Origin of the sequence: Bradyrhizobium sp. AUGA SZCCT0105, from assembly GCF_018129565.1 — a bacterium.
In the GTDB taxonomy this organism is placed as follows: Bacteria; Pseudomonadota; Alphaproteobacteria; order Rhizobiales; family Xanthobacteraceae; genus Bradyrhizobium.
The window spans coordinates 104,778-126,935 of sequence record NZ_JAFCMK010000004.1; the positions used below are offsets into that span (position 1 = coordinate 104,778).

Consider the following 22,158-nt stretch of genomic DNA (forward strand, 5'->3'; position numbering starts at 1 on the left):
CAATGAGATCCGGTGCTGAATATCTTGCGTCGCTTCGCGACGGGCGGCGCGTGTACGTTGGAGGCGAATTGATTGAGGACGTAACGTCCCATCCGATGACCAAGGGCTACGCCAACGCGATCGCCGAGTACTACGATCTTCATCTTGATCCAAAATATCAAGATATCGCGACGTTCGCCGACGATGCGGGCAATCGGCAGTCCATGCATTGGTTCCTTCCTCGGTCCAAGGAGGACGTTATCAAGCGTCGCGAGTACTGCGATTTTCTGTGCCGTCACTTCAAGGGTGGGATCTTCACGCGGCCGCCGGCCGGAATGAACGTCGTTATGTTTACCCAGGTTGACGACCAGAAGCCCTGGTCGGACAATTCGCGGTTCTCTGGAAAGAAGCGAGATCTCTCCGGCAATATCCAGCGTCAGTGGGAAGAGGTGACATCGAAGGACTTTGCCATTTCCCCGATGTTCCTCGACGTGCAATTCGACCGCGGTCGCGACAATGCAATGGCCGAGACGCCAATGCTCAAAATTATCGAGGAGCGCGACGACGGCATTCTCGTTCGGGGGTGGAAGGCAATCGGCACGTCTGTCCCGTTCGTCAATCATCTCCTGATCGGGAACCTGTGGCGTCCTGGCCAGACTCCGGAGCAGACCGTTTACGCGTTGATCCCGATCGCGACGAAGGGGATCTCAGTCGTCGCGCGCAAGTCCAACGCTCAGCCAGATGCCGACCCGTATGACCGCCCCCTGGCCACGATCGGCGACGAGCTGGATGCGATGGTCTACTTCGACGATGCCGTTATTCCGTGGGATTGCGTCCAACATGTTGGCAATCCGGAACATGCCAAGTGGTATCCGCAACGTCAGTTTGACTGGGTACACCTCGAGACCCAAATCCGACATTGCGTCCACGCCGAACTGATGGTCGGTCTTGCGCTGCTTCTCACCCAGTCTCTGGGCACCAGCAACAATCCCGTCGTCCAAGCTCAGCTGGCCGAACTCATTCGCTTCCGCGAGACGTGCCGCGCATTCATGATTGCGGCCGAGGAGACAGGCTTCGCTACTCCTGGCGGTCTGTTCAAACCGAACAACATCTACATTGACTTCGGCCGAGCCTACTATCTTGAGAACCAGAACAAGATGGTCAACATGCTCATCGATTTCTGCGGCCGCGGAGTCGTCATCCAGCCGTCGAAGCGGGAGCTCGAGGATCCCTACATCGGCCCGAAACTCGCCGAAGCGTTACGCGGCGCCGAGATAAGTGCCCACGACCGTATCAAGATCTTCCGTCAGATCAGCGAGCGATTCCTGACCGAATGGGGAAACCGGCACGAGATGTTCGAGAAGTTCAACGGGACGCCGCTCTATCTGATCAATCTGCTGACGATGCAGCGCACGGAATATCAGGTCGACGGCCCGTTAACAGAGCTAGCTCGCCAAGTTCTCGGTTTTGGCGATACGGCGGAGCTCGGCAAGCGAGCCCAGGAGGAGCAGAAGAGTTCGCACTATGCCAACGTTCGCTTCCAGCCCGACTACGCCAAGGCGCAGGACGTCCAGAAGCGCTACATGAGCACCGCGGCCGAATAACAGCAGGCTAGATCGGCAACAGAAAGGGGTCGCGATTGTCCATCGGACATTCGCGATCCCACTCGTGGACTTTCAGGGCGCGACATCGCCGCACTTCAAACGCTGGTGACGCACGTATTCGCAGAGGGCGACGAATATCTCGATTCCGACGTGGTATTCGGCGTCAAGGATAGCCTGGTTGCGAGTTTGTGCTGATGCCGGCCGGAGTCGCGCCCGATGGCGTTTTCCGCGACTCCCCTTTCTCTCATTTGCACTACGACTTTGGTGTCAAACAGTCTTAATGCCGCAGGCGATACGAACATCGCCCAGGATAGCCGCCGGCAGGGATCCCCTGAGGCTCGCCGAATTGCGCGGCCTCGGGCAGACGGCTCCGAGGCCGTTCACAGAAACGATGTAAGCGGACCAGTCTGATTTCTGATTTGAAATCAATTAGATGGCTATGGCGTCACGATGTGCGGCTGGTGAGCAAGTTTGGCTCTAGCTTCTCTCTCTCCGCCACCGCTCGATTTTGCACGCCAGATTACGATCTCGCGCGATTTCCTACGACCCGCGAAAATGGCCAGGCGGCGGACTCTGGCATTGTTGACGAGGTGTCGGGATCCGGCGGGTGGTCAGCATGGCGTCGCGGCCATCCTTCGAGGGCACATCGGCCGCTAGAGACCGGCCGTATTGTGATCAAGCGCGCGCGAAGTCTCGATGCTCATGCTGCCGTCAAACCTCGGCTGAGGCCTAGCGTCGTATTGCGGCTCGGCCGATCGATCGATGCGTCGGGAGCTTGAATGAGACGACTTGATCTGAACGGGCTGGTTCGAGTCGATCGGAAGCACCGTCTTGTGAGAAATCCGCTTCAATGCCAGATTTGAACGGATGCTGGTCACGCCGGCTATGCGCGAGAGCTTGTTTACGATGAGGTCTTCGAGAGCCGCGATGTCAGACACCATCACGCGGAGCAGGTAATCGCTGTCTCCCGTCATTAGGTAACACTCCATCACCTGGCTCAGGCGATCGATTGAGCGCGTGAAGTTCTCGAGCGATAGCTGAACCTGCTTCTCAAGCTTAACCTGGATGAAGGCGGTGACGCCGATGCCGAGGACTGCCGGATCGAGTACGGCGATCCGTCGATCGATCACGCCGAGCTTCTCGAGCGTACGAACTCGGACAAGGCACGGCGACGGCGAAAGGTTGACGCGGGAAGCAAGCTCGACATTGGTCAGACTGGCGTTCTGCTGGAGCTCATTCAAAATCTTGATGTCGATCCTGTCGAGAGCCGTCGTTGTCATGTCGTTCTCCCATGGGCGAATGGTCGTTGTATCGAGGCCCGGTGCCGCGCGTTATCCCGCGTGGTGACATCTCGATGACACGAATGCTAACCGCAGCCGCGGTTGTAGAATTTCGACGAAATGACGACTTATATCGAAAAACGGTCAATCTCCTTCGGGCTGGCCGCCTATCCGGCGCCGCAGAGTTGGCAGGGACGTCGTGGTCGGCTTCGGGTATCCGGAGCACGCGATCGCCGACCCGCGGCCGCTGAGGAATGACGTCAAAGGCCGGATGCGGCAGCATAAGATGCCGATTGATCATGCGGGAGGTGAACTGTTTGAGCATTCATGCCGGGGCCGCTGCGCCACGATCGCAGGACAGCCGAAGTCTGCGGAGAAATCGCAGATCGACGGGGCGCTCGGAATCGGGAGTGACACATGAAGCTCAAGCAGGCTTACCTCACCGCCGCGAAGCCCGAAGCGCTGGCCGGGTTTTACGAGGCGCTCGGATTGCCGATCCGCTTCGCTGACGGCGGAAAGTGGATTCAATTCGCAGGCGAGAAAGCCGCCCTTTGCATCGCAAGCCCGGCCGAATCCGTCTCCGTGCCGTCTCGGAATGCCGTCCTCGTGTTCGAGGTGGATGATCTGGAGGGGGCTCTGAAGCGCGCGCAGGCGCAGGGCGCGCAGGCGCTTGGCGAGGTTCGTGACATGGGCGCGCACGGCCGGGTCGCTGATTTCAGGGACCCGGAAAACAATACGATCCAGCTCTTTCAAGCCGCACCCAGATAGGCGGGCGAATCAGCCCTCTGGACAGCTTGGTCTCTATGTATCGGAGCAATCCATCATGATGAACTTCCGAGTGTCGCCCATGCCCGGTCAAGAAATCCCGATGTTCAGCAGCACGGAATTCCGCAGCGCCATGCGCAACGTCCCGGGCGCCGTGTCGATCGTCACGACAGGCGCGCGGCCGTGCAGGCACGGTTTGACACTGACGGCCGGTTGCTCGGTGTCGACAGAGCCATCGAGCGTGCTGGTCTGCGTCAACAAGTCGGCCGGCGCCCATGATACGATCAAGCAGAGCGGATCATTCTGCTGGAACATCCTCACGGCGGATCACGCTGCGTTGGCGCAGAAATTCGCAGGGCAGGACGGCAGCAAGGGCGACATACGGTTCAGCGAAGGCTTGTGGCGCGAGCTCGCGACGGGGGCGCCGAGTCTCGTCGAGGCGATCTGCAGCTTTGATTGCCGAGTGTCCGGTTCGCACGATGCCGGCAGTCATACGATCTTCGTCGGCGAGGTGGTCGCGCAGGCGACAAACGCCGATCGCGAACCCCTTGTCTATGTGAAGGGTGAATTCACCGTGCCCAAGCGCCAGTAACCACCGATGCTGTCACTCTGGCTCAATGTTCTCGCGAGCGGCATTCTGCTCGGTCTCGTCTACGGGCTCGTAGCGCTCGGCCTGACGATCATTTTTGGCGTCATGCGCGTCGTCAACTTCGCGCACGGTGAGATGGTCGTGTTTGGCGTCTACATCGGCTATTGGGCCGTCCACCTTTGGGACGTGCCGATCATCGTCGCGGCAGCGATCGCAGCGGTCGTGATGTTCATTTTTGGATATTTTCTGGAGGCCCTGCTCGTCAAACGGTTCGTCAACCGGCCGCATCACTATCAATTCATCGTCTTCATCGGTCTGTCGCTGCTCTTCAGCGGCGCCCTGCTGGTGGCATTCGGGCCGGATCCGCGCCCGACCGCATCCCAGCTCTCGTTTCACACCGTGTCGCTCGGCTTCGTGACGCTGGATCTGGCGCGACTTCAGGCGGCGGCAACCGCAGGCCTGCTCATCACGCTGCTGGGGGCGTATCTGAAGTTTTCATCGTTCGGCCGGTCCTTGCGGGCGGCCGCGGACAACCGCTTGGGCGGCCTTGTCGTCGGACTGAACATTCCTCGGATCTATGCGGTGACGTTTGGTATCGGAGCGGCCTGCGCGGGCGTTGCCGGCGCATTGATATCTCCCTTGTTCGACGCCCAGCCATATCTCGCGGTCGACTTTACCCTGCTGGCCTTCGTGACAGTCATCGTCGGTGGTCTCGGTAGTTTCAGTGGAGCGCTGCTGGGTGGCCTGATGATTGGCGTCGCCGAAGCGATTGCTGCGTTGATGTTCGCTCCGTCGATGAAGACGGCGCTTCCATATGCGTTCCTGATCCTCGTCCTGATTTTCCGTCCGAGAGGGTTTTTTGGTGCAAGAGAGATTTGATGGCGGGACCGAAGTGAAGCGGTGGCTCGCCGGGGGATCGGTCCTTGTTGTCCTTGCCTTGGTCGGCGCGCTGGCAAGCCCGTACCTCATCTCGTTGCTGACGATCGTGCTGCTGTTCACGTTCCTTGGGCAATCCTGGAATTTGATGCTGGGGATAGGCGGGCAACTGTCGATCGGTCATGCCCTCTTTGTCGGTCTGGGCGCCTATTCGGTGGCCGTCCTCGACGTCAAGTACGGCGTCTCTCCATGGATAGGCCTTTTGCTCGGAATGGTCATTGCCGGGTCTGCCGGCGCGGTGCTGGCGTGGTTGAGCTTCCGGTTTGAAGTGCGTGGAATCTATTTCGCCCTGCTGACGATTGCCGCTGCCGAATTCGCCCGGATCATGTTCGGTGGCTGGGAGTTTGTTGGCGCCATGCAGGGGCTGTTCTTTCCCGCGCCGACGGGCGCAATCGACATCTCGATGCTCCGGGGAGACGCGCGCTTCTACTACTTCATGGCTCTTGCTCTGGCGGCATTGGGGATCGTTGGAACCGAAATGATATCGCGATCGTACTTCGGATATGTCTGGCGAGCGATGAGGGACGATGAACAGGCCGCGCGCTCTCTCGGTGTCCGCGCATTCCGGCACAAGATCCTTGTGATTGCGATCTCGGCGGCGACCGCGGCCGCGGGTGGTGGAATTCTGGCGCTGGTGCAGGGATCGATATTCCCGGATTCGATCATGGGCATGGGGCTCTCCGTCGACGTCCTGATAGGGCCCGTGGTCGGCGGGTTGGGCACGACGTTTGGTCCGCTGGTCGGGTCGCTCGCAGCTATTCCCCTGAACCATCTGATGAGCGCTCTCGGCGACAGTCTTCGGATCCCGGGACTGAACAGTATCGCGTACGGTGTCGTGCTGGTGCTGGTCGTCTGGTTCCTGCCCGACGGCATCTGGCCGGCGATCGTGCGGATCTGCAAGACAGTCCAGCTGCCGTCCCGGCTGTGGCTGCCGCAACCGAGGAAGGCCGAGGAATGACTGCCTTGCTCGAGGTGAAGAATCTCTCCAAATCGTTCGGCGGATTGGTCGCCGTGAACGATGTCAGCTTCGCGTTGGAAGCCGGACGTATCACCGCACTGATCGGGCCGAACGGGGCCGGAAAAACGACATGCTTCAATCTCGTTGCGGGCGCCATGCGGCCGACCAGTGGGCAGGTGGTCTTCGAGGGACATCCGATCGAGAATGCACCGCCTGAACTTGTTTGCAGGATGGGCATCGCGCGGACATTCCAGATCGTACGGCCGATGCGCGACATGTCGGTGCTCGAGAACGCAATGGTCGGCGCCTTCAGCTGGACCAGGAACGTCAGCGAAGCCAGGTCGACGGCATACGAGTCCCTTGAAAGTGTTGGACTTGCCGGCAAGGCCAATGCGCGGACGGACCAGCTGACGCTGCCGGATCGGAAAATGCTGGAAACCGCCAAGGCGCTATCCACGCGACCTAGGCTACTGCTGCTGGACGAGGTCATGGCGGGCCTCCGCCCCACCGAAGCCGCGGGTGTTGTCCGCGTGCTGCGGAAACTTGCTGAGGGCGGACTGACGATCCTGCTCGTCGAGCACGTCATGCGGATCGTGATGGAGGTCGCGTCGCGTGTCGTCGTCCTTCATCACGGCGCCAAGATCGCCGAAGGACGTCCTGAAGAGGTGGTCGCAGATCCGATGGTCCTCGAGAGCTATCTGGGGGCGGGCTTCCATGCCTGACGAGGCGCTCTTATCGATCGACGGCCTTTCCGTTGCGTATGACGGATCGAACGCGCTGAACGGTGTTTCCTTGCAGATCCGCAAGGGCGAGCTGATCTGCGTCGTCGGTGCGAACGGTGCGGGAAAGACCTCGCTGATCAGATCGATCTCGGGCATCGTGCCATCTTCGAGCGGCGTCGTGAAAATGAATGGCGTCGATATCACCGGGATGCCGCCATGGGAGGTCTGCGAACGCGGCATTGCGCAGGTCGCCGAAGGCCGGCAGATTTTCGGGAGCCTTTCCGTCGAGGAAAATCTGCTCCTGGGTGGTTCCCTGAAGCGTGCGAAAGCCGGCCGACTTGAAGCGCTTGAACGCGTCTATCAATTGTTTGAGCGGCTTCGAGAGCGCAGGCGGCAATTGGCCGGGACGCTATCCGGTGGCGAGCAGCAGATGCTGGCCATCGGGCGCGCGATCATGTCGAAGCCTGAAATCGTCATGTTCGACGAGCCGTCCATCGGGCTGTCGCCGGCCTTGACGGACGTGATGTTTGGCGTAGTGAAATCGCTGCACGAGCAAGGGATCACGGTGTTGCTGATCGAGCAGAACGTCGCGAAATCCCTTGCGTTGAGCAATCGCGGCTACGTCCTCGAGAACGGCTCGATCGTGCTGCACGGACCGAGCGACGAACTGCTGAGCAATTCCGAGATTCAGCGCGCTTATCTTGGAATGTAGTGGCGTTTCGCGGCTGCGGCATTGGTCCGGCCGGCGAGGAGCACGGAGCGTATGAAGCAGAAAATGCTGCGATCCAGCGCTGCGGTAGCGATTTGTGTCGACGCTCGCTGATGCGGATGCGTTGTATGGCAACCGATTCCGGGGTGCGTCGCATAGGTTGACCCTATGCAGAACGGCGGCACCCTTCGCGTCGAGCGCGACCTCGACATGGTTACGATGACCTTGAACCGGCCGCCGGCCAATGCCTTGAACAACGGACTGGTCAAGCGTTTGCTGGACACGATTCGTGCGGTGTCCGCTGAAGCGTCACCGCCAGGTATCGTCTTGACCGGCGGAGGTGATCGCTTCTTCAGTGCGGGTGGCGATATCAAGGAAGTCGCCGGCATCGAGATTTCCAGACCCCGCATGCGGGACTTCCACGCGCTCTTGTGCGAGATGGAGCGATATCCGGGCCCGCTCGTCTGCGCCGTCCGTGGCTATGCGGTCGGAGGCGCCCTGGAATTCCTGCTTCACGCCGATTACGTCGTCGCAGATCATGCCTGCATGATCGGGTTTCCCGAGATAAACCACGGTCTCCTACCAGCGGCCAAGGGAATGCGGCAAGCTGTGCGGAAACTGGGGCTTCGGGAAGCACAGGCATTGCTTTACCGGGGCGACTTGGTCGACGCCCGGAAGGCGCTCGAAATCGGAGCGATCAGCGAGGTCACAACCACCGCTGATGTGACGGGTCGTGCCCTGGAGGTATGCAGGCATCTTCGCGGGAAGGAACCGAAACTATTCGCCGCCATCAAGCGCTCGTTGAACTTGACGGGACAAATGGATGACGCTTCGCTTGAGGCGATGACGATCGAAGATCTCGGCGCCTATTTGACCGGGGATAGCTCGGCAGACGCCCGCGCCCGCTTCCTGTCGAAGAACGCAAAGAGGGCTTGAATGGCCGTACTGGCATCCCCTGAAGAAATCCGCCTGGAGCTCATGAGCTTCGAGGAGGTGTCGGCTGCCCTGGCGCAAGGATATTCGACGGCCTTGATACCGTGCGGCGCTGTCGAGCAGCATGGGCCGCACCTTCCGCTGTGTATGGATGCCGATCACGCGGAGGCGCTCGCGGCAAGACTGGCGCAGCATCTCGGCTCGGCTCTGATAGCTCCGACGATCAAGGTCGGCTGTTCGGCCCACCATCTTGTCTTCCCCGGTACGATCTCGCTTCGACCGGAAACCTTCGAATCGATCTGCCTGGATTACTGCACAAGTCTTGCCCAGCACGGCTTCAAGCGGATCCTGCTGTTCTCCGGGCACATCGGAAACTTTCCCGTCCTGCGCGACATGCTTCCTCGGCTGCGGCGTGCGGTTGCGTCCGACGTTGAGATCGATGCGTTCTGCGATGCAATTGCCTGGGTCGACAGGTGGCGGAGCGCGGTCGGAGACGCCGGCGGTGACCCCAACGCAGTCGGCGGGCACGCCGATATCGCGGAGACGTCGCTCATGATGTGGCTCCGCCCCGATAGCGTGCGGCCGGACCGGTTCGAGGTGGGGTACCTGGGCGCGCTGTCTGAACAGCAGCTTCAGTCCATGTGGAAGAATGGGATCAAGTCGATCACGCACAACGGGATCATTGGCGATCCGCATGGATCGACCGTCGAGATCGGTGCGCAATGCCTCGAGGCGATCGCGGATCTACTGGCGACCTCGTTTGCCAGATGAGGCGACGCCGGCCTCTTACGCGCCGCCTGGCGCGGGAAACTGCCAGCGGTGGTGTTGATTGCGGACAGGATGTGATCCGCCTGCCTGCAGCACAAAATTTGGAAAGCTGCGGGGCCACCACCAGCATTCGGACGAAAATGTTGCCGTGCCTATGAAATCCTCTGCCATCTCGAATTTCCCAGGGGACTTTAGAAGATGGCACTTTCGTTCGGGTTCTGGTCGGAGCAGGAAACCCAGGTCGGGCAGAGCTATGCGCGGCGACTGCACGAACTGGTTGACGAGGTGCGCCTCGCGGAAAAGATGGGGTTCGACTGCGTCGCGCTGTCCGAGCAGCACGTCGCGCTCGGCGGCATCTCGAGCTCCGCTCCGGAAGTGGTCTACGGCTATCTCGCCGCGGTGACGTCGCGCGTGAAGCTGAGGTCTGCGGTGACCCTGATGCCGCAGAAGATCAATCATGCCTTGCGCTCGGCGGAGCGGCTGGCCGTCACCGATATTCTGTCGCATGGCCGCATGGAGTTCTACGCCGGCCGCGCCAACACGACCATCGCAATGCGTGCCTTCAACGTCGATCCCAGCGAAACGCTTGCCCAGATGGAAGAGGGGATCGCGCTTCTGAAGAAATCGATGCGCGAGGATATCTTCACCTTCGAGGGGAAGTACTACCAGATTCCGCCGCGGATGCTCGTGCCAAAGCCCCTGCAGAAGCCGCATCCGGTCATCGGCATCGCCGCGACGAGCGAGCGGAGTCACGCCTGGGCGGGATCCGAGGGCCTCGCCGTGATGAGCGCTTCGATTTACCAGGGGTGGGACGTCCAGCGAAGGCTTCTCGATACCTATCGACGCGCCTGGAAGCGCGACGAGCAGGGTCCGCTCGAGCGTCCGCGCGTCGGCCTTCCGCTGTTCTTCGGCATTGGTCCGACGGATCAGAAGGCGAAGGACGACTACGCCGAGCCGCTGATGCACTACGCGAGGATCTCGACCGACGCGTATCCCCGCCTGGCGAAGCTCGCGGATGACTATGCGTATATGAGCGAGAGCGTTCCGGCCATGGAGCGCGCCGGAAGAGACTGGGACTATCTGCTCAACCATTCAGCGACAACGGTTTGCGGGAGTCCCGACACCGTTATTCGCCAGATCGAGAAGTTCCAGGAGCTGGGCATCGACGAAGTGCTGCTGCATCTCGACTCGGTCAGCCACGAGAAGATCATGGAAGCGATCGAAATGTGCGGCCGCTACATCATTCCGCACTTCAACGACAAGAACAACGTCGTGCGGCCCACGGAAGACATTCTCGCGCAAATCCGGGCCATGCGGCCTCAAAAGTGAATTCACAGAGAAACGGAACGGAACCAGCGATGTCACAGCACAGCTGCAAGTACCTGCTCGTCGAGAAGCGCTCCAGCGGCGTTGCCGTTGTGACGATGAACCGGCCCGAAATCCTGAACGCCATCAACTGGGATATGCACGAGGAGCTGGAGCGGGTGTTCGTCGACCTTGACCATGACAAGGACGTCCGCGCGATCGTGCTGACCGGCGCGGGGCGCGGCTTCTGTTCCGGCGGTGATCAGAAGTCGCTCGACAAGGGGCCGCTGCCGTCGCCGACAAGGAGCGGACGTCACCTGATCCGCAACATGCTCGAGGTCGAGGTACCGATCGTGGCAGCCGTCAACGGCGTTGCCGTCGGGCTCGGGGCGACACTTGCGCTGTTTTGCGATGTCATCTTCGCGAGTCCGACCGCGCGATTTGCCGATACGCATGTGACGGCGGGCGTGGTTGCGGGTGATGGCGGTGCGGTGATCTGGCCGCTGCTGATGGGGCCGGTACGCGCCAAGCACTACCTGATGACGGGAGAGTTCATCTCCGCCGAGAAGGCCGCCGCCATGGGCATGATCAACGAGGTCATTTCGGGCAGGGACGTCAAGGACGCGGCGATCGAATACGGCGAGATGCTTGCAAGCGGCCCTCGGGAGTCGATCATCTGGACGAAGTACAGCGTCAACAAGATCATCAAGCAGTATGCGCATCTGGTGCTCGACACCTCGGCCGCGCTGGAGATGCTGACGTTCGCGCTGCCCGAGCGCCGCGAGGCCGTCGCCGCTTTCGCCGAGAAGCGGAAGCGGTTCGCGGAGCGGTGAGATGGACGTCGAATCCATCACCTCGGGCGCTCAACTCGTCGACGTGACCATTCCGCAGCTTCTGAACGCGCGACGGGCGGAGCGGCCCGAGACGGTCGCCTACAAGCAAAAGCGTCGCGGCGCATGGATCGCCGCGACCTGGCGGCAGTATTCGGGTCAGGTGGCGAATCTGGCGGCCGCTCTGCAGCAAGCCGGATTCGCGCGCGGTGATCGCGCAGCCATCATGGGGGATGTATCCCAGGAATGGCTGCTCGCCGACATGGCGACGATCTGCGCCGGCGGTGTCATGGTCGGCGTGTATTTTACCTCGTCGCCGGAGGAAGTTGGCTACTACCTGAGTGATTCCGGCGCCTCCTTCATCTTTGTCGGCAGCGAGCTTCAGCTTGGCATCGTCCTGGCGTCCGGCCAGGCCGAAGAGTTGCGGAAGATCATCGTGCTCGATCCGGAATGGAATGGGATCGATGCGGCGGCGAACGTCGTGTCGCTCAGCGCCTTTTGCGAAGGGATCTCGGTCGACGCCGATGGATTCCTTCGCGAGCAGGTCGCGCAAGCCAAGGCGAGCGACCTGGTCAGCATCGGATACACATCCGGCACCACCGGCTTTCCGAAGGGCGCGATGCTGACCCATTTGTCGCTGCTCGCCGGCGCGCACAGCGTGACGACGTTCAGCCCGAGGATGCGTTCCGACGCGCACCGCGTCGTCGTGCATCTGCCGATGTCGCATACGGTTGCGCGCGCGCAGGCAACGACGTTGCCGTTGCTCGCCCGGATGGTGCCGCATTTCGGCGAGACCAGCATGGAGTTCGCCCAGACCATCAAGGATGTGAAGCCGACGTATTTCATGGCGCCGCCCCGCTTCTATCAGCGGTTTGCCACCCAGATCCTCAGCAAGGTCCATTCCGGATCGGCGAAGCAGAAGCAGGACTATCAGTTTGCGATGACGATCGCGCGCAAGGCGCTCGACGACCGCCAGGCTGGAGGCGCGCCGGATCCCCTGATATCGGCACTGTTCGCCGTGTGCCAGGACCAGATATTCCGTCCGCTGCTTGCTGAAGTCGGGTTCGAGGAGCTCGCGATCACCTACACATCTTCGGCGGCGATGCCTTCCGAACTGATGTCGCTCTGGCAGCTATGGGGATTGCAACTGAAGGAATGCTACGGCCAGACTGAGCTGGTCGGCGCCAATCTGGTCCAGATGGCGGAATGGCCGGAAGCCGGCACCGTTGGTGTGCCCGTGCATGATGCGGCCTGGGAGACGGCGGTTCTCGAGGACGGGGAGATGATTGTCCGGGGGCCAGGGCTCTTCGTCGGCTACTGGAACAAGCCGGAGGAAACGAAATCGGCGCTGCGCGATGGTTGGCTTTACACCGGAGACATCGTGGATATCGGCCCGACAGGCCTCTTCAAGCTGGTCGATCGCAAAAAAGAGATCATCAACACGTCCAACGGCAAATCCATCAGCCCGACGCAGATCGAGAATGAAATCCGGCACAGTCCGTTCATTTCCGAAGCCGCGGTGATCGGAGAAGGAAAGAAGTATCTCACCGCGCTGATCGAAGTCGACGCGATCGCGACGATGGAGTGGGCCCGATCGCGGGATATTCGGATCGCGCAGTACGCGGATCTGGCAAATTCCGAAATCGTCGTCCGGATGATCGAAGGCGAGATCGGCAAGGCCAACAGCAGATTGGCCAGGGCCGAACAGATCAAGGCCTTCCGGATCTTGCCGGAAGAGCTGTCTCCCGAGAATGGCGTGATGACTCCGACCAGGAAGAAGCGCCGGAGGCAGATCATCGAGAGATATCGCTCGTTGATCGATACGCTTTACGACGAAAGTGAAGACGATCTGGTCAAGGCCGAGATGAGAAGGTGATCTGAGCGGACGCATCTGCCGCTTGCGTCGCCAGTCATCGAGATTGGATCGCCTCAATATTCATGCAGCCGACTGAGGGGGAACGTCACATGATGAATCGCAACGAAAGTGGTCTGACGCGCCGTGCGCTGCTCGGCAGCAGCGTTGGCGCCGCCGCCGGGCTCGTATCGTGGCCGGCGAAGGCAAACGCTCCCGGCAACGTGCGGGTAGGCGCGATCAATCCGAGCAGCGGCGTTTTGGCATTTCCCGGCCAGGCCTGTGTGCGCGGGATCGATGCCGGTGCGAAGTTCGCCAAGGAGAAGTTTGGAATAGACATGGAAATCATCCATGCCGATACCCAGAGCAGGCCGGAGAACGGGCGAATTGCGGCCGAGAACCTGATCCGGCAGGGCTGCACGGTGCTCATCGGAGCCTGGGACTCCGGCGCAACCATATCCGCGCTGCAGGCCGCGGAAGCCGCAAAGGTCCCGATGGTGGTGCATATCGCGAGTGCGACCCAGGTGACTTCGCAGGGTTTCACCCAGGTCTTTCGTTACTATCCGACGTCGCTGACGGTCGTCAGGAAGTCGCTGATCGAACTGAAGTCGCTGTTGTCGTCGCTCAAGGATGTGCCGACGAGTGCAGCCATCATGCATCTCAACAACACGATGGGGCAATCGACGGCGGCCAGCATCGATCAGGCCTGGAAGGAGGTCGATGTCCCTCTGAAGATTGCCCAGTACATCCCGTACGACGAGAAGGCGCGGGATCTCTCCGTTGAGGTGGCGAAGGCGAAAGCCTCGGGCGCCGACGCGCTGGTATCGGTGACGCGCGTCAACGATGCCATCATGATCATCCGGGAATGCGTCAAGCAGGGATGGAATCCCAGATTGATCTTCTCGCCGAACTCGAACGGAGTCCAAGACAAGGCATACTACGACGCATTGGGCAAATACGGTGACGGCGCGATACTGTCGACACTGTGGTACAACCCGAAGGCTCCCGACGCCGCAGCGATCCTCAAGCGGTTTGCGTCCGACTATCCAAACGACTGGCTTGACGCAAATTCAGGATGCGCGTTCGAGGCCGTGCAGATCGTTGCGGACGCCGTGAGCCGCGCCGGCTCTTCTGAATCGGCCGCTATCCATGCCGCGCTCAAGGCAACCGATATGACGCCGATCCTGATGTCCAGCGGCAGGATCAAGTTCGATGCCAGCGGTCAAAACATGGGGGGCGACGTGACTCTGCTGCAGGGGCAGAACGGCAGGCCGCGCGTGGTGGCGCCGCAAGCCGTGGCCGAGGCAACCCTCCAGTACCCGCTGGTGCCGTTCAATTCGAGATAGAGCATTCCCGGCCGCGGCTCAGGATACGAAGTCGCAAGCTGCTTATTCGACCGGTTCGCGGCTGACGAAGCTGGATCGCTCGGCGAGGAAGCGACGAGGGCTCTTGCCCATTGCCTTCTTGAACATGGTGATGAAAGCGCTGGGCGTCTCGTAGCCCAGATCGAGTGATACGGCTTGTACGGAAGATCCGTCCGATAGTCGCTGCAACGCGACCAGGATGTGAAGCCGCTGTCGCCAGCGCCCGAACGTCATCCCGGTTTCCTTGAATACCAGACGGGCGAATGTGCGCTCGCTCATCGCGTATCGTGCAGCCAGTTCCTCGACCGTGCTCCGATCGGCAGGATCATTGAGAAGGGATGTGGCCAGATGCTGGAGCCGGCTATCAGCGGAGATCGGCAGGTAGAGCTGCTCGGTGGACATCTGCACCAGTTCGTCGAGCAATACGCGCCCAAGTCGACTTGTCGGCCCCTCGATCGGATACAGGGGCGGAAATACCGACAATCGATGAATTAACTCGCGGACGAGCGACGATATCGTGAATGTGCAGCAGGTCGTCGGAAGCATGCTCGCCTGCGGATCGATGAAGACGACGTAGACCTTTCTGGAACCTGACATGCAGTTGCTGTGCAGAACGCCGGCGGGTATCCATACCGCACCCTGCGGCGGAACGATCCATAGTCCTCCTGGTGCACGACACATGACCGATCCATGAGAGGCGACCACCAATTGCCCCTTCTTGTGCGAATGAAGTGGGAGCTCATCGTTCCCCTGGCCTGTCTCGATGCAGAGAGAGATAATCGGTCGGTCGAACTGGTCCGGATCGATCGGATCGTAATTGATCCGAAGGTCCGGCAAATTCATTCGGGCAAAGCCGTCATTCGTTTCAACAGCGGGTGACTTCTGCATGGAATTCTCGCGTGAAGACCGCAGTTCCGGTCTGTTGGGCGGCTGTGAGGCCGGCGGAGGATTCCTTCAGAGGATAGCCCTCGGACACATGATCGTCACGGGAAAGTAGGGCGGTCGAGAGAAAATGCCGCGGCAGGCTGAATGCGGGTCGCCTGACGCCGGCAAGCGCGAACGGCAGCGTCACGCCGCTCTGCCGCTACCGGATTAACGCGCGTCAATTGCGCTCGCTCTGGCCGTGCAACAACGCGCGAGCCTACTGGACCGAGGCTCTCTCAACGATCCGCGAGATTCTATTCCTGCTCGGAGAGCGGGATCTTCCCGCACCCATCGAACCGCGCGACAATTTGCTGAAATAGGCGGAACATCTGATCCAGGCAAGTTGGCGCGAGATCCCCTTCGATCGCGCAACGCCTCGACCTTCTCATGATAGTTGCCATCAGCATATACTGAACTGGCGTATCCGAGTGGGACTGGGGTCCAGGAGGTGCCGTATGACGATGAATGAACTCGCTGACGCGCTCGAAAAGATCGACGAGGATGCATTTGCCTCTTTCCTCCTGGAGTATGAGATCACTCACGATGATGGACCCGAGGCCATGAAGACGATGATCGTCGAGGCGCTTCGGTTCGCGGATGCGCACGGCTTTCAGGCGCCCCGGCCGCCTCTCGACGAGGCCGATTAGGCTCGGGAAAAATTCATCCGCGCCGGAGATGCCGAGCGCGTGCATGCATCGCCGATGGACAGCCTGTCCTCGACGGCGCGGACAAAATGTCCAAAATGTCCGTCGTCGCCATGCGTCTCGCTACCAAGCTATTGACATTGTTTCTGTACCCGAGTTGGCGCATTCTTTGCCATCAGGACTTTCGATGCTTTGGCGGATCGGAAACACCTGTTCATTCGAACAATCCGGCAGAGCGCGACGTTGAATGTCATTGATAGCGACATAGGAGGAACCTCAATGTCCAAGGATCATGACAAAGCCTCCCACGGATCACAGGACGCGCGGCGGCATAAGATCGACCATCAGACCCGAAACGAATGGCTGCACAGGGACGCCGGCCTTCAGGCCTTGTGGCAGGCCTCCGGCATGTCGCGGGACGAGTTCATCCAGCACAATGAAGGGGTGATCGACAAGGTTATAAGCGATAACCTTGATGCGAACCGGTAACTGGAAACAGCGCATTGGAGCAGGCTGCATGGCAGCGTAGGTTTCGCTGAATCGAGCCAGCTGCCGGGCCGTCCAACTGCCGTGTGTGAGGACACGCCATGACTGCTGGCAGCCGCACTTCCGATTTCTGGCCGGCGCTTTCCAGCCCGGCCTTCGAGCCCACGCGAAATCTTCTCCACATGGCGTTGCAGGCGGTCGGCAAGCTCAAGCTGGCCGAACCGTTTCAAGCGCAATGGGCCGAGGTGCCGTTGTGGCTCAGCGCGAGAGGGCTGACCACCGGCCCGATCCGTTGTGCGAGCGGCGCTTACGAGGTCCGCGCAGACTTCATCTCGCACGAGCTGCAGTGGCTCACGAGTTCGGGCGCATCGGGACAATTGCCGCTGGGGCCAACATCCGTTGCCGCGCTCGTCGAGGCTCTGCTCGGTCAGCTGCGTGGCGCCGGCATTGACGCTTCAATCACTCTATTGCCGCAGGAACGACCCCGTCCGATCCCCTTCAACGAGGACAAGGAGCAGCGCCCGTACGATCGCGACCTGGTCAACGCGTGGTGGCGCATCCTCCTCAGCACGCAACGCGTTCTCCAGATCTTTCAGGGCCGGTTCACGGGCAAGACGCAACCCATCGGCCTGATGTGGGGGACGTTGGACATTCGCGTGGTGTTCTACAACGGCAAGCCCGTCACACCCGCGCAAGATATCGGCTTCATCAGGCGCAATGCGATGAATGCGGAGTTGATCGAGATGGGGTGGTGGTCGGGCGATGCCTCCTATCCAAGGCCCGCGTTCTATTCCTTCACGTACCCGCAGCCGAAAGGCATCGAGAACGCCAAGGTCGCTCCGGCCGCCGCCCGCTGGGACGCCGGCATGGGCGAGTTCCTCCTCGACTACGATGACCTTCGCCAGTCCGGTGATCCCGAACGAGACCTGTTGAGCTTCCTCGAATCCACCTATCACGCTGGCGCAACCGCTGCAGGGTGGGAGTCCGGGCTGTTGGGTGGCGGCCGGCCGGAGTGACACGCGACCTTGCACTCACAACCGCTTGTGTATCACGACGGCGTGTTGGAGGCGAAACGCCAGACTTCGGCAGTAGCTCAATTGGTAGGTTTTTCTGTTCAGGTGGCCGCATCAGTCCGCGGCCTTATCGAAGTCGCACGCCATGAATGCGGTTTCGGCCAGGCTGACGATGTCCACCCGCAGATCCGTGGTGGTCCCCTGACCGATAATGCCTTGTAGCGTCAGTTCTCCTGTGAGCGCTCCGATCATCCGTTTCATGCGTCGCTGGTACTTGACGCTCGAGCATTCGTTGTCGTGACTGAACATGTCGCAGGCTGCAATCTGCTCTTGATCGATGAATCGACGGGGATCCAAAAATGACATGTCCAATGGACGTCGATTCCCGAAAAGGTGCTGTCGGACCAAATTGGGAGTGATTTTGGGACATGGCCGATCGGGATTTCTGGCTGGCGCCGTCGGCCGGTCGGGGCAAGTTCGCTGCAGCGTCAGTCCTTGAGCAACCGCCGCAACAGCTTGCCGGCCGGTGAGCGCGGCAACTCGGTAACGAAGCTGACATCGCGCGGTACCTTGTAAGGCGCCATGTTCTGGCGCGCCCATGCCACGAGCTGGGCGGTGTCCAGTTCGGCACGCGGGGCCAGCACGATGAAGGCCTTGACCACCTCGCCCTTGGTTGCGTCGGGCGCGCCGATCACGGCTGACGCCGCCACGTCGGGGTGCTTGTTCAGAATCGATTCGACCTCTTCCGGGAAGACGCTGTAGCCGGAGACCTTGATCATCTCCTTGAAGCGTCCCATGAAGGTCAGATAGCCCTCGGCATCGAGGCGGCCCATGTCGCCGGTGTGCAGCCAGCCATCGCGCAGCGCCTCCGCGGTCGCATCAGGACGATTGCGGTAGCCCTTGAATACGCCCGGGCCGCGGATCACGATTTCGCCCGGGACGCCGGCTGGCTGGTCTGCGCCGGAGTCGGGATCGACGATCCGGATCTCGTTGCCGGGCACCGGCCTGCCGTGGGTACCCCAGCGTATTGCGTTGCGCGGCATGAAGGTGTCGACCGTGTGGGTCTCGGTCAGCCCATACGCCGCCTCGAAGCTCTCGCAGTTCGACGCGACGGCCTGCCACTGCCTGGCAAGCGCTTCGGTCCAGTCGATACCGAAACTGGTCACAGGATTGACGCGGAGGCTCCTCAATTCGAAGTCGGAAATGTTCGAGCGCTGCGTGATCGCGACGTTCATCGGCGCCACGCTGTACCACCAGCTTACCTGATAGCGGTCGATCGCCTCTGCCGTCACGAGCGGATCGAACCGGTACAGCAGCACGGACGTCGCGCCGGCGTAGACCGGTGCATTCACGCCCATCACCATGCCGGCGATGTGATACAGCGGCGCAATCGAGAGCAGCACGTCATCGCTGCCGATCCCGTTGCAGTTCACGGTCGCGGCCGTCTTGAAAATAACGTTGCGATAGGACAGCATCGCTCCCTTGGGCCGGCCCGTGCTGCCCGACGTGTAGATCATCAGCGCCGTATCGTTCATGTCGATCGCGACATCGCGGGGCGCCGCGCCGCTTGCAGCGACGGAGAGGAAGTCCTCAATTTCGCCGGCCGTATCCGCCGGCTCGGAGCCGGATGCGAGCAGTTCATCCGGAACGCCGATCGGTGGCCGCTCGGGCAGCAGGTCCGGGTAGCGGACCACGAAGACATGCTCGAGCTTCGTCTTGTCGCGGACCTGACCTACGATCGGCAATAGCGGTTCAGCCGCGACGATCACGCGCGCGCCGAGATCGTCGAGCTGGTAGGCGAGCTCGTGCTCCTTGTTCAGGGCCCCGCAGGGCGAGGCAATGGCGCCGATCTTCTGGATGCCGTATTGCGCCATCAGATATTGCGGGCAGTTGTTCATGAACAATGCGACCGGCTCGCCTTTGGCGACGCCGAGCTGTTGCAGGCGCGCCGCGAATGCATCACTCGCGCGGTCGAGCTCGAGGAACGTGATGGCGCGGCCATACCAGATGCAGGCCGGTTTCTCCGGCCGCTCACGGGCATGGCTTCGCAGTATTTCGTGCAGCGGTCGTTCGAGGTTGTCGTTGGAAGCGCTCATGATCATTGTCGCCAGGCTTATGTGCTCATATCGAGACGGAAAGGTGCAAACGGGCCGTTTCGGGAGTTATATTAGGACATCGGTACACCCGGCTTGCCTGATCCGGCTCCTGCGCGCAGGACAGGCAGAAAAAGCGCTACGATCCCCACGAGGTGGTTGTGGCGAAGTCTGGATTTCGGATTGAGTGAACGATCTGCATGAGGAACACCAAGATGCGATCCTATCCGCGTCGCGTCAACTTCGAGAGCGGGGACGTCGAGTTTCGGTTGATGGGGCCTGCCGACGAGGCCGCCGTCCTGAAGTTTGCCAACGCGCTTGCCGTGCACGACATGCTGTTCCTGCCGCGGAATATCCGTGAGCCGAAGGTGCTCTCGGCATGGATCAAGGAGATCGAGCGCGGCTCGATCGTCAGCCTGCTGGTGGTCAAGGACGACATCGTTGTGGGGTGCGGCACGATCGTGCGGGACCCCATGTCGTGGTCGGCCCATGTCGGCGAGATCAGGACCGTGATCGCCTCGCATGTGCGCGGCACCGGCATCGGACGGGCTCTTTCCAATGAGGCGTTTGACCTCGCGCTGTCGATGGGCCTGGAACGCCTGACCGTGCAGATGACGTCCGACCAGACCCGCGCGATCGCGATTTTCGAAGCACTCGGCTTCCGCGCCGAAGCTCTGTTGCGCGACCAGGTGAAAGACCTTCAGGGCAAGACGCACGACATCGTGGTGCTTGGCGTCAGCGTGGCGGATGTGCAGAAGCTCGAACCGGGCGGCTCGTCCGGAGCGATCGACTAGCACGGGGGACTAGCCGAGGAATGGCTTCGCCGTCCTCGCGCCGTTCGCATCGATAACGGTAACGTCGCGGTCATGCCGGCTTTCGCGGGCTGGATCTTCGGCCCGCCAGTGTTGCAAAAAATGCAACAGAAAAGGGACGGCACGATCATTGATGCAAGATGCTTTCTCCCCGATGCTGCGCGCGCAAGTTGGTTCACCGTTCACCGCATTGCCTCGCAATCATTTTCCGGAGGTGTCCAGCATCATGACGTCGACCTCTTCGCCTTCCGCAGACCTGGCCGCCCCGGCGGTCAATCCCGCAAGCACCGGCAAGCTCACGCTGTTCGTTGCCGTTCTGATCATCGTTGCCGTCGCCGAGACGGTCGGGATCGTCCAGTTCCAGATCGGACCGGGCAAGGTGCTGCTTCAACCGATGGTGTGGGCGCTGCTGATTGCGGCCGCATGGGGCCTCTCAGCGCGTTATCTGCCTGCCGCCGCGCGGATCGGGCCCGGCCTGCAGACCTATGCGGGACAATTGCTCAACGCAGGCCTGCTGCTCTTCGTGATCAAGATGGCATTCACGGTCGGCGGCGCGCTGCCGGAGGTGCAGAAGGCCGGCTGGGCGTTGATCTTCCAGGAGCTCGGGCACACCTTCGGCACGCTCGTCCTCGGCCTGCCGATTGCGCTCCTGCTCGGGGTCAAGCGCGAAGCGGTCGGCGCGACCTTCTCGATCAGCCGTGAAGGCAACATGGTGATCATCGGCGAGAAATACGGCATGAACTCCGCCGAAGGGCGCGGCGTGCTGGCCGAGTACATCAGCGGCACCGTGCTTGGTGCGCTGTTCATCGCGCTATTGGCCGGCTTTGTCGCCAGTTTGCACATCTTCGATCCGCGGTCGCTCGCGATGGGCGCTGGCGTCGGCTCGGGCAGCATGATGGCGGCCGCGATCGGCACCATCAACGGCCACAATCCACCCGAGATGGCGAAGGAGCTGATTGCGATCGCCTCGGCGGCGAACCTTATGACCGCCGTTCTCGGCTTCTATTTCGCCTTGTTCTTCTCGCTGCCGGTGTGCTCCTGGCTGTATGACAGGCTGGAGCCCGTGCTCGGCCGGTTCTCGAACTTCTCGTCGGGAAACCTCGGGCCCTCGATCGCCAGCGCCGGCGAGACAAAGCACGCAACGTTCGGCTTCTCCGACTCGCTGCTCGCCTGGATCACCGTCGCGGGCGGCGTCCTGATCGGCAATTCGCTCACCTACAAGGTTCCGCTGCTGGAATCGGGCGCAGGCCTCCTGGTCGTGCTCGCGGTGGTGCTGCTGGTGGACGTCCTTGCCCGTCTGCTGTCGAAAGTGCCGCACATCCTGATCCTGGTCGCGGTCACCACCGTGCTCGGTATTCCCGGCCTGCTGCCGTTCTCCAACGCGATGATCGGCTCGGTCGACAAGCTGAACTTCCTGGCTTTCACGACCCCCGTGCTGACGCTCGCCGGCTTCTCGGTCGCCAAGGATCTTCCGATCTTCAGGAAGCTGAGCTGGCGTATCGTGGTGGTCTCGCTGACGGCGGCCGCGGGCACGTTCCTCGGTGCGACATTGATCGCCGAATTCTTCCATCGCTAGCCAAGGACAGGTGGAC

Annotated in this window: 22 protein-coding genes; 18 read left to right on the forward strand and 4 right to left on the reverse strand. The window is 61.2% G+C overall.

Annotation, left to right across the window (positions count from 1 at the left end; translation table 11 throughout):
* Positions 1-2: 2 nt before the first annotated feature.
* Positions 3-1,583, forward strand: a complete 1,581-nt coding sequence (locus JQ573_RS20115; RefSeq protein ID WP_249132034.1) for a 4-hydroxyphenylacetate 3-hydroxylase N-terminal domain-containing protein — start codon at positions 3-5, stop codon at positions 1,581-1,583.
* Positions 1,584-2,236: 653 nt separating this feature from the next.
* On the opposite strand, the gene JQ573_RS20120 is transcribed toward JQ573_RS20115, so the two are convergent.
* On the reverse strand, positions 2,237-2,863 hold the full coding sequence (locus JQ573_RS20120) for an Lrp/AsnC family transcriptional regulator (protein WP_212316633.1): 627 nt from the start codon (positions 2,861-2,863) through the stop codon (positions 2,237-2,239).
* 417 nt (positions 2,864-3,280) lie between these two features.
* On the opposite strand from JQ573_RS20120, the gene JQ573_RS20125 reads away from it, so the two are divergent.
* From JQ573_RS20125 to JQ573_RS20180, 12 genes are all read left to right on the forward strand, one after another.
* Entirely contained in the window at positions 3,281-3,631 is a 351-nt protein-coding gene (locus JQ573_RS20125) for a VOC family protein (RefSeq protein ID WP_212316635.1), read from the forward strand.
* Between the two features lie 100 nt (positions 3,632-3,731).
* Positions 3,732-4,220: a flavin reductase family protein gene (locus JQ573_RS20130; protein ID WP_212316637.1), complete on the forward strand. Its 489-nt coding sequence runs from the start codon at positions 3,732-3,734 to the stop codon at positions 4,218-4,220.
* A gap of 6 nt (positions 4,221-4,226) precedes the next feature.
* Positions 4,227-5,096 (forward strand): branched-chain amino acid ABC transporter permease, encoded by an 870-nt coding sequence (locus JQ573_RS20135; RefSeq protein ID WP_212316639.1) that lies wholly within the window; start codon positions 4,227-4,229, stop codon positions 5,094-5,096.
* Between the two features lie 13 nt (positions 5,097-5,109).
* Positions 5,110-6,111 (forward strand): branched-chain amino acid ABC transporter permease, encoded by a 1,002-nt coding sequence (locus tag JQ573_RS20140; protein WP_312011545.1) that lies wholly within the window; start codon positions 5,110-5,112, stop codon positions 6,109-6,111.
* On the forward strand, positions 6,108-6,833 hold the full coding sequence (locus tag JQ573_RS20145; RefSeq protein ID WP_212316640.1) for an ABC transporter ATP-binding protein: 726 nt from the start codon (positions 6,108-6,110) through the stop codon (positions 6,831-6,833). Before JQ573_RS20140 ends, JQ573_RS20145 begins: the two co-directional genes overlap by 4 nt.
* Positions 6,826-7,545, forward strand: coding sequence for an ABC transporter ATP-binding protein (locus tag JQ573_RS20150; protein WP_212316642.1), 720 nt, complete (start codon positions 6,826-6,828; stop codon positions 7,543-7,545). Before JQ573_RS20145 ends, JQ573_RS20150 begins: the two co-directional genes overlap by 8 nt.
* Before the next feature lie 165 nt (positions 7,546-7,710).
* Entirely contained in the window at positions 7,711-8,478 is a 768-nt protein-coding gene (locus JQ573_RS20155; protein ID WP_212316644.1) for an enoyl-CoA hydratase/isomerase family protein, read from the forward strand.
* On the forward strand, positions 8,479-9,246 hold the full coding sequence (locus tag JQ573_RS20160; RefSeq protein WP_212316646.1) for a creatininase family protein: 768 nt from the start codon (positions 8,479-8,481) through the stop codon (positions 9,244-9,246).
* 195 nt (positions 9,247-9,441) lie between these two features.
* Positions 9,442-10,572 (forward strand): LLM class flavin-dependent oxidoreductase, encoded by a 1,131-nt coding sequence (locus JQ573_RS20165; protein WP_212316648.1) that lies wholly within the window; start codon positions 9,442-9,444, stop codon positions 10,570-10,572.
* Between the two features lie 29 nt (positions 10,573-10,601).
* Positions 10,602-11,381, forward strand: a complete 780-nt coding sequence (locus JQ573_RS20170) for an enoyl-CoA hydratase/isomerase family protein (protein ID WP_212316650.1) — start codon at positions 10,602-10,604, stop codon at positions 11,379-11,381.
* Between the two features lies 1 nt (position 11,382).
* A complete protein-coding gene (locus tag JQ573_RS20175) occupies positions 11,383-13,254 on the forward strand; it encodes a long-chain fatty acid--CoA ligase (RefSeq protein WP_212316652.1) in 1,872 nt (623 codons plus the stop codon).
* Positions 13,255-13,343: 89 nt separating this feature from the next.
* Complete coding sequence (locus JQ573_RS20180) at positions 13,344-14,576, forward strand: ABC transporter substrate-binding protein (protein ID WP_212316654.1); 1,233 nt, start codon at positions 13,344-13,346, stop codon at positions 14,574-14,576.
* A gap of 42 nt (positions 14,577-14,618) precedes the next feature.
* Here the strand turns inward: JQ573_RS20180 and JQ573_RS20185 are convergent, their stop codons facing one another.
* Positions 14,619-15,482, reverse strand: a complete 864-nt coding sequence (locus JQ573_RS20185; RefSeq protein WP_249132036.1) for a helix-turn-helix domain-containing protein — start codon at positions 15,480-15,482, stop codon at positions 14,619-14,621.
* 491 nt (positions 15,483-15,973) lie between these two features.
* Between JQ573_RS20185 and JQ573_RS20190 the strand changes: the two genes are divergently transcribed.
* From JQ573_RS20190 to JQ573_RS20200, 3 genes are all read left to right on the forward strand, one after another.
* Positions 15,974-16,165 (forward strand): hypothetical protein, encoded by a 192-nt coding sequence (locus JQ573_RS20190; RefSeq protein WP_212316658.1) that lies wholly within the window; start codon positions 15,974-15,976, stop codon positions 16,163-16,165.
* Between the two features lie 276 nt (positions 16,166-16,441).
* Positions 16,442-16,651 carry a hypothetical protein gene (locus JQ573_RS20195; protein WP_212316660.1) on the forward strand — a complete coding sequence of 70 codons (210 nt, stop codon included), beginning with the start codon at positions 16,442-16,444 and terminating at the stop codon, positions 16,649-16,651.
* A 98-nt stretch (positions 16,652-16,749) separates the two neighbouring features.
* On the forward strand, positions 16,750-17,664 hold the full coding sequence (locus JQ573_RS20200; RefSeq protein WP_212316662.1) for a DUF5996 family protein: 915 nt from the start codon (positions 16,750-16,752) through the stop codon (positions 17,662-17,664).
* Between the two features lie 111 nt (positions 17,665-17,775).
* On the opposite strand, the gene JQ573_RS20205 is transcribed toward JQ573_RS20200, so the two are convergent.
* Both JQ573_RS20205 and JQ573_RS20210 read right to left on the reverse strand, forming a co-directional pair.
* The gene (locus JQ573_RS20205; protein WP_212316664.1) at positions 17,776-18,033 is read right to left on the reverse strand and encodes a hypothetical protein; all 258 of its coding nucleotides are present in this window, start codon (positions 18,031-18,033) and stop codon (positions 17,776-17,778) included.
* A gap of 116 nt (positions 18,034-18,149) precedes the next feature.
* Complete coding sequence (locus tag JQ573_RS20210; protein WP_212316666.1) at positions 18,150-19,757, reverse strand: AMP-binding protein; 1,608 nt, start codon at positions 19,755-19,757, stop codon at positions 18,150-18,152.
* A gap of 212 nt (positions 19,758-19,969) precedes the next feature.
* Here JQ573_RS20210 and JQ573_RS20215 point away from each other — a divergent pair, with 212 nt between their 5' ends.
* Positions 19,970-20,548 carry a GNAT family N-acetyltransferase gene (locus tag JQ573_RS20215; protein WP_249132039.1) on the forward strand — a complete coding sequence of 193 codons (579 nt, stop codon included), beginning with the start codon at positions 19,970-19,972 and terminating at the stop codon, positions 20,546-20,548.
* Between the two features lie 244 nt (positions 20,549-20,792).
* Positions 20,793-22,142 carry a DUF3100 domain-containing protein gene (locus JQ573_RS20220; protein WP_212316669.1) on the forward strand — a complete coding sequence of 450 codons (1,350 nt, stop codon included), beginning with the start codon at positions 20,793-20,795 and terminating at the stop codon, positions 22,140-22,142.
* Positions 22,143-22,158 lie beyond the last annotated feature (16 nt).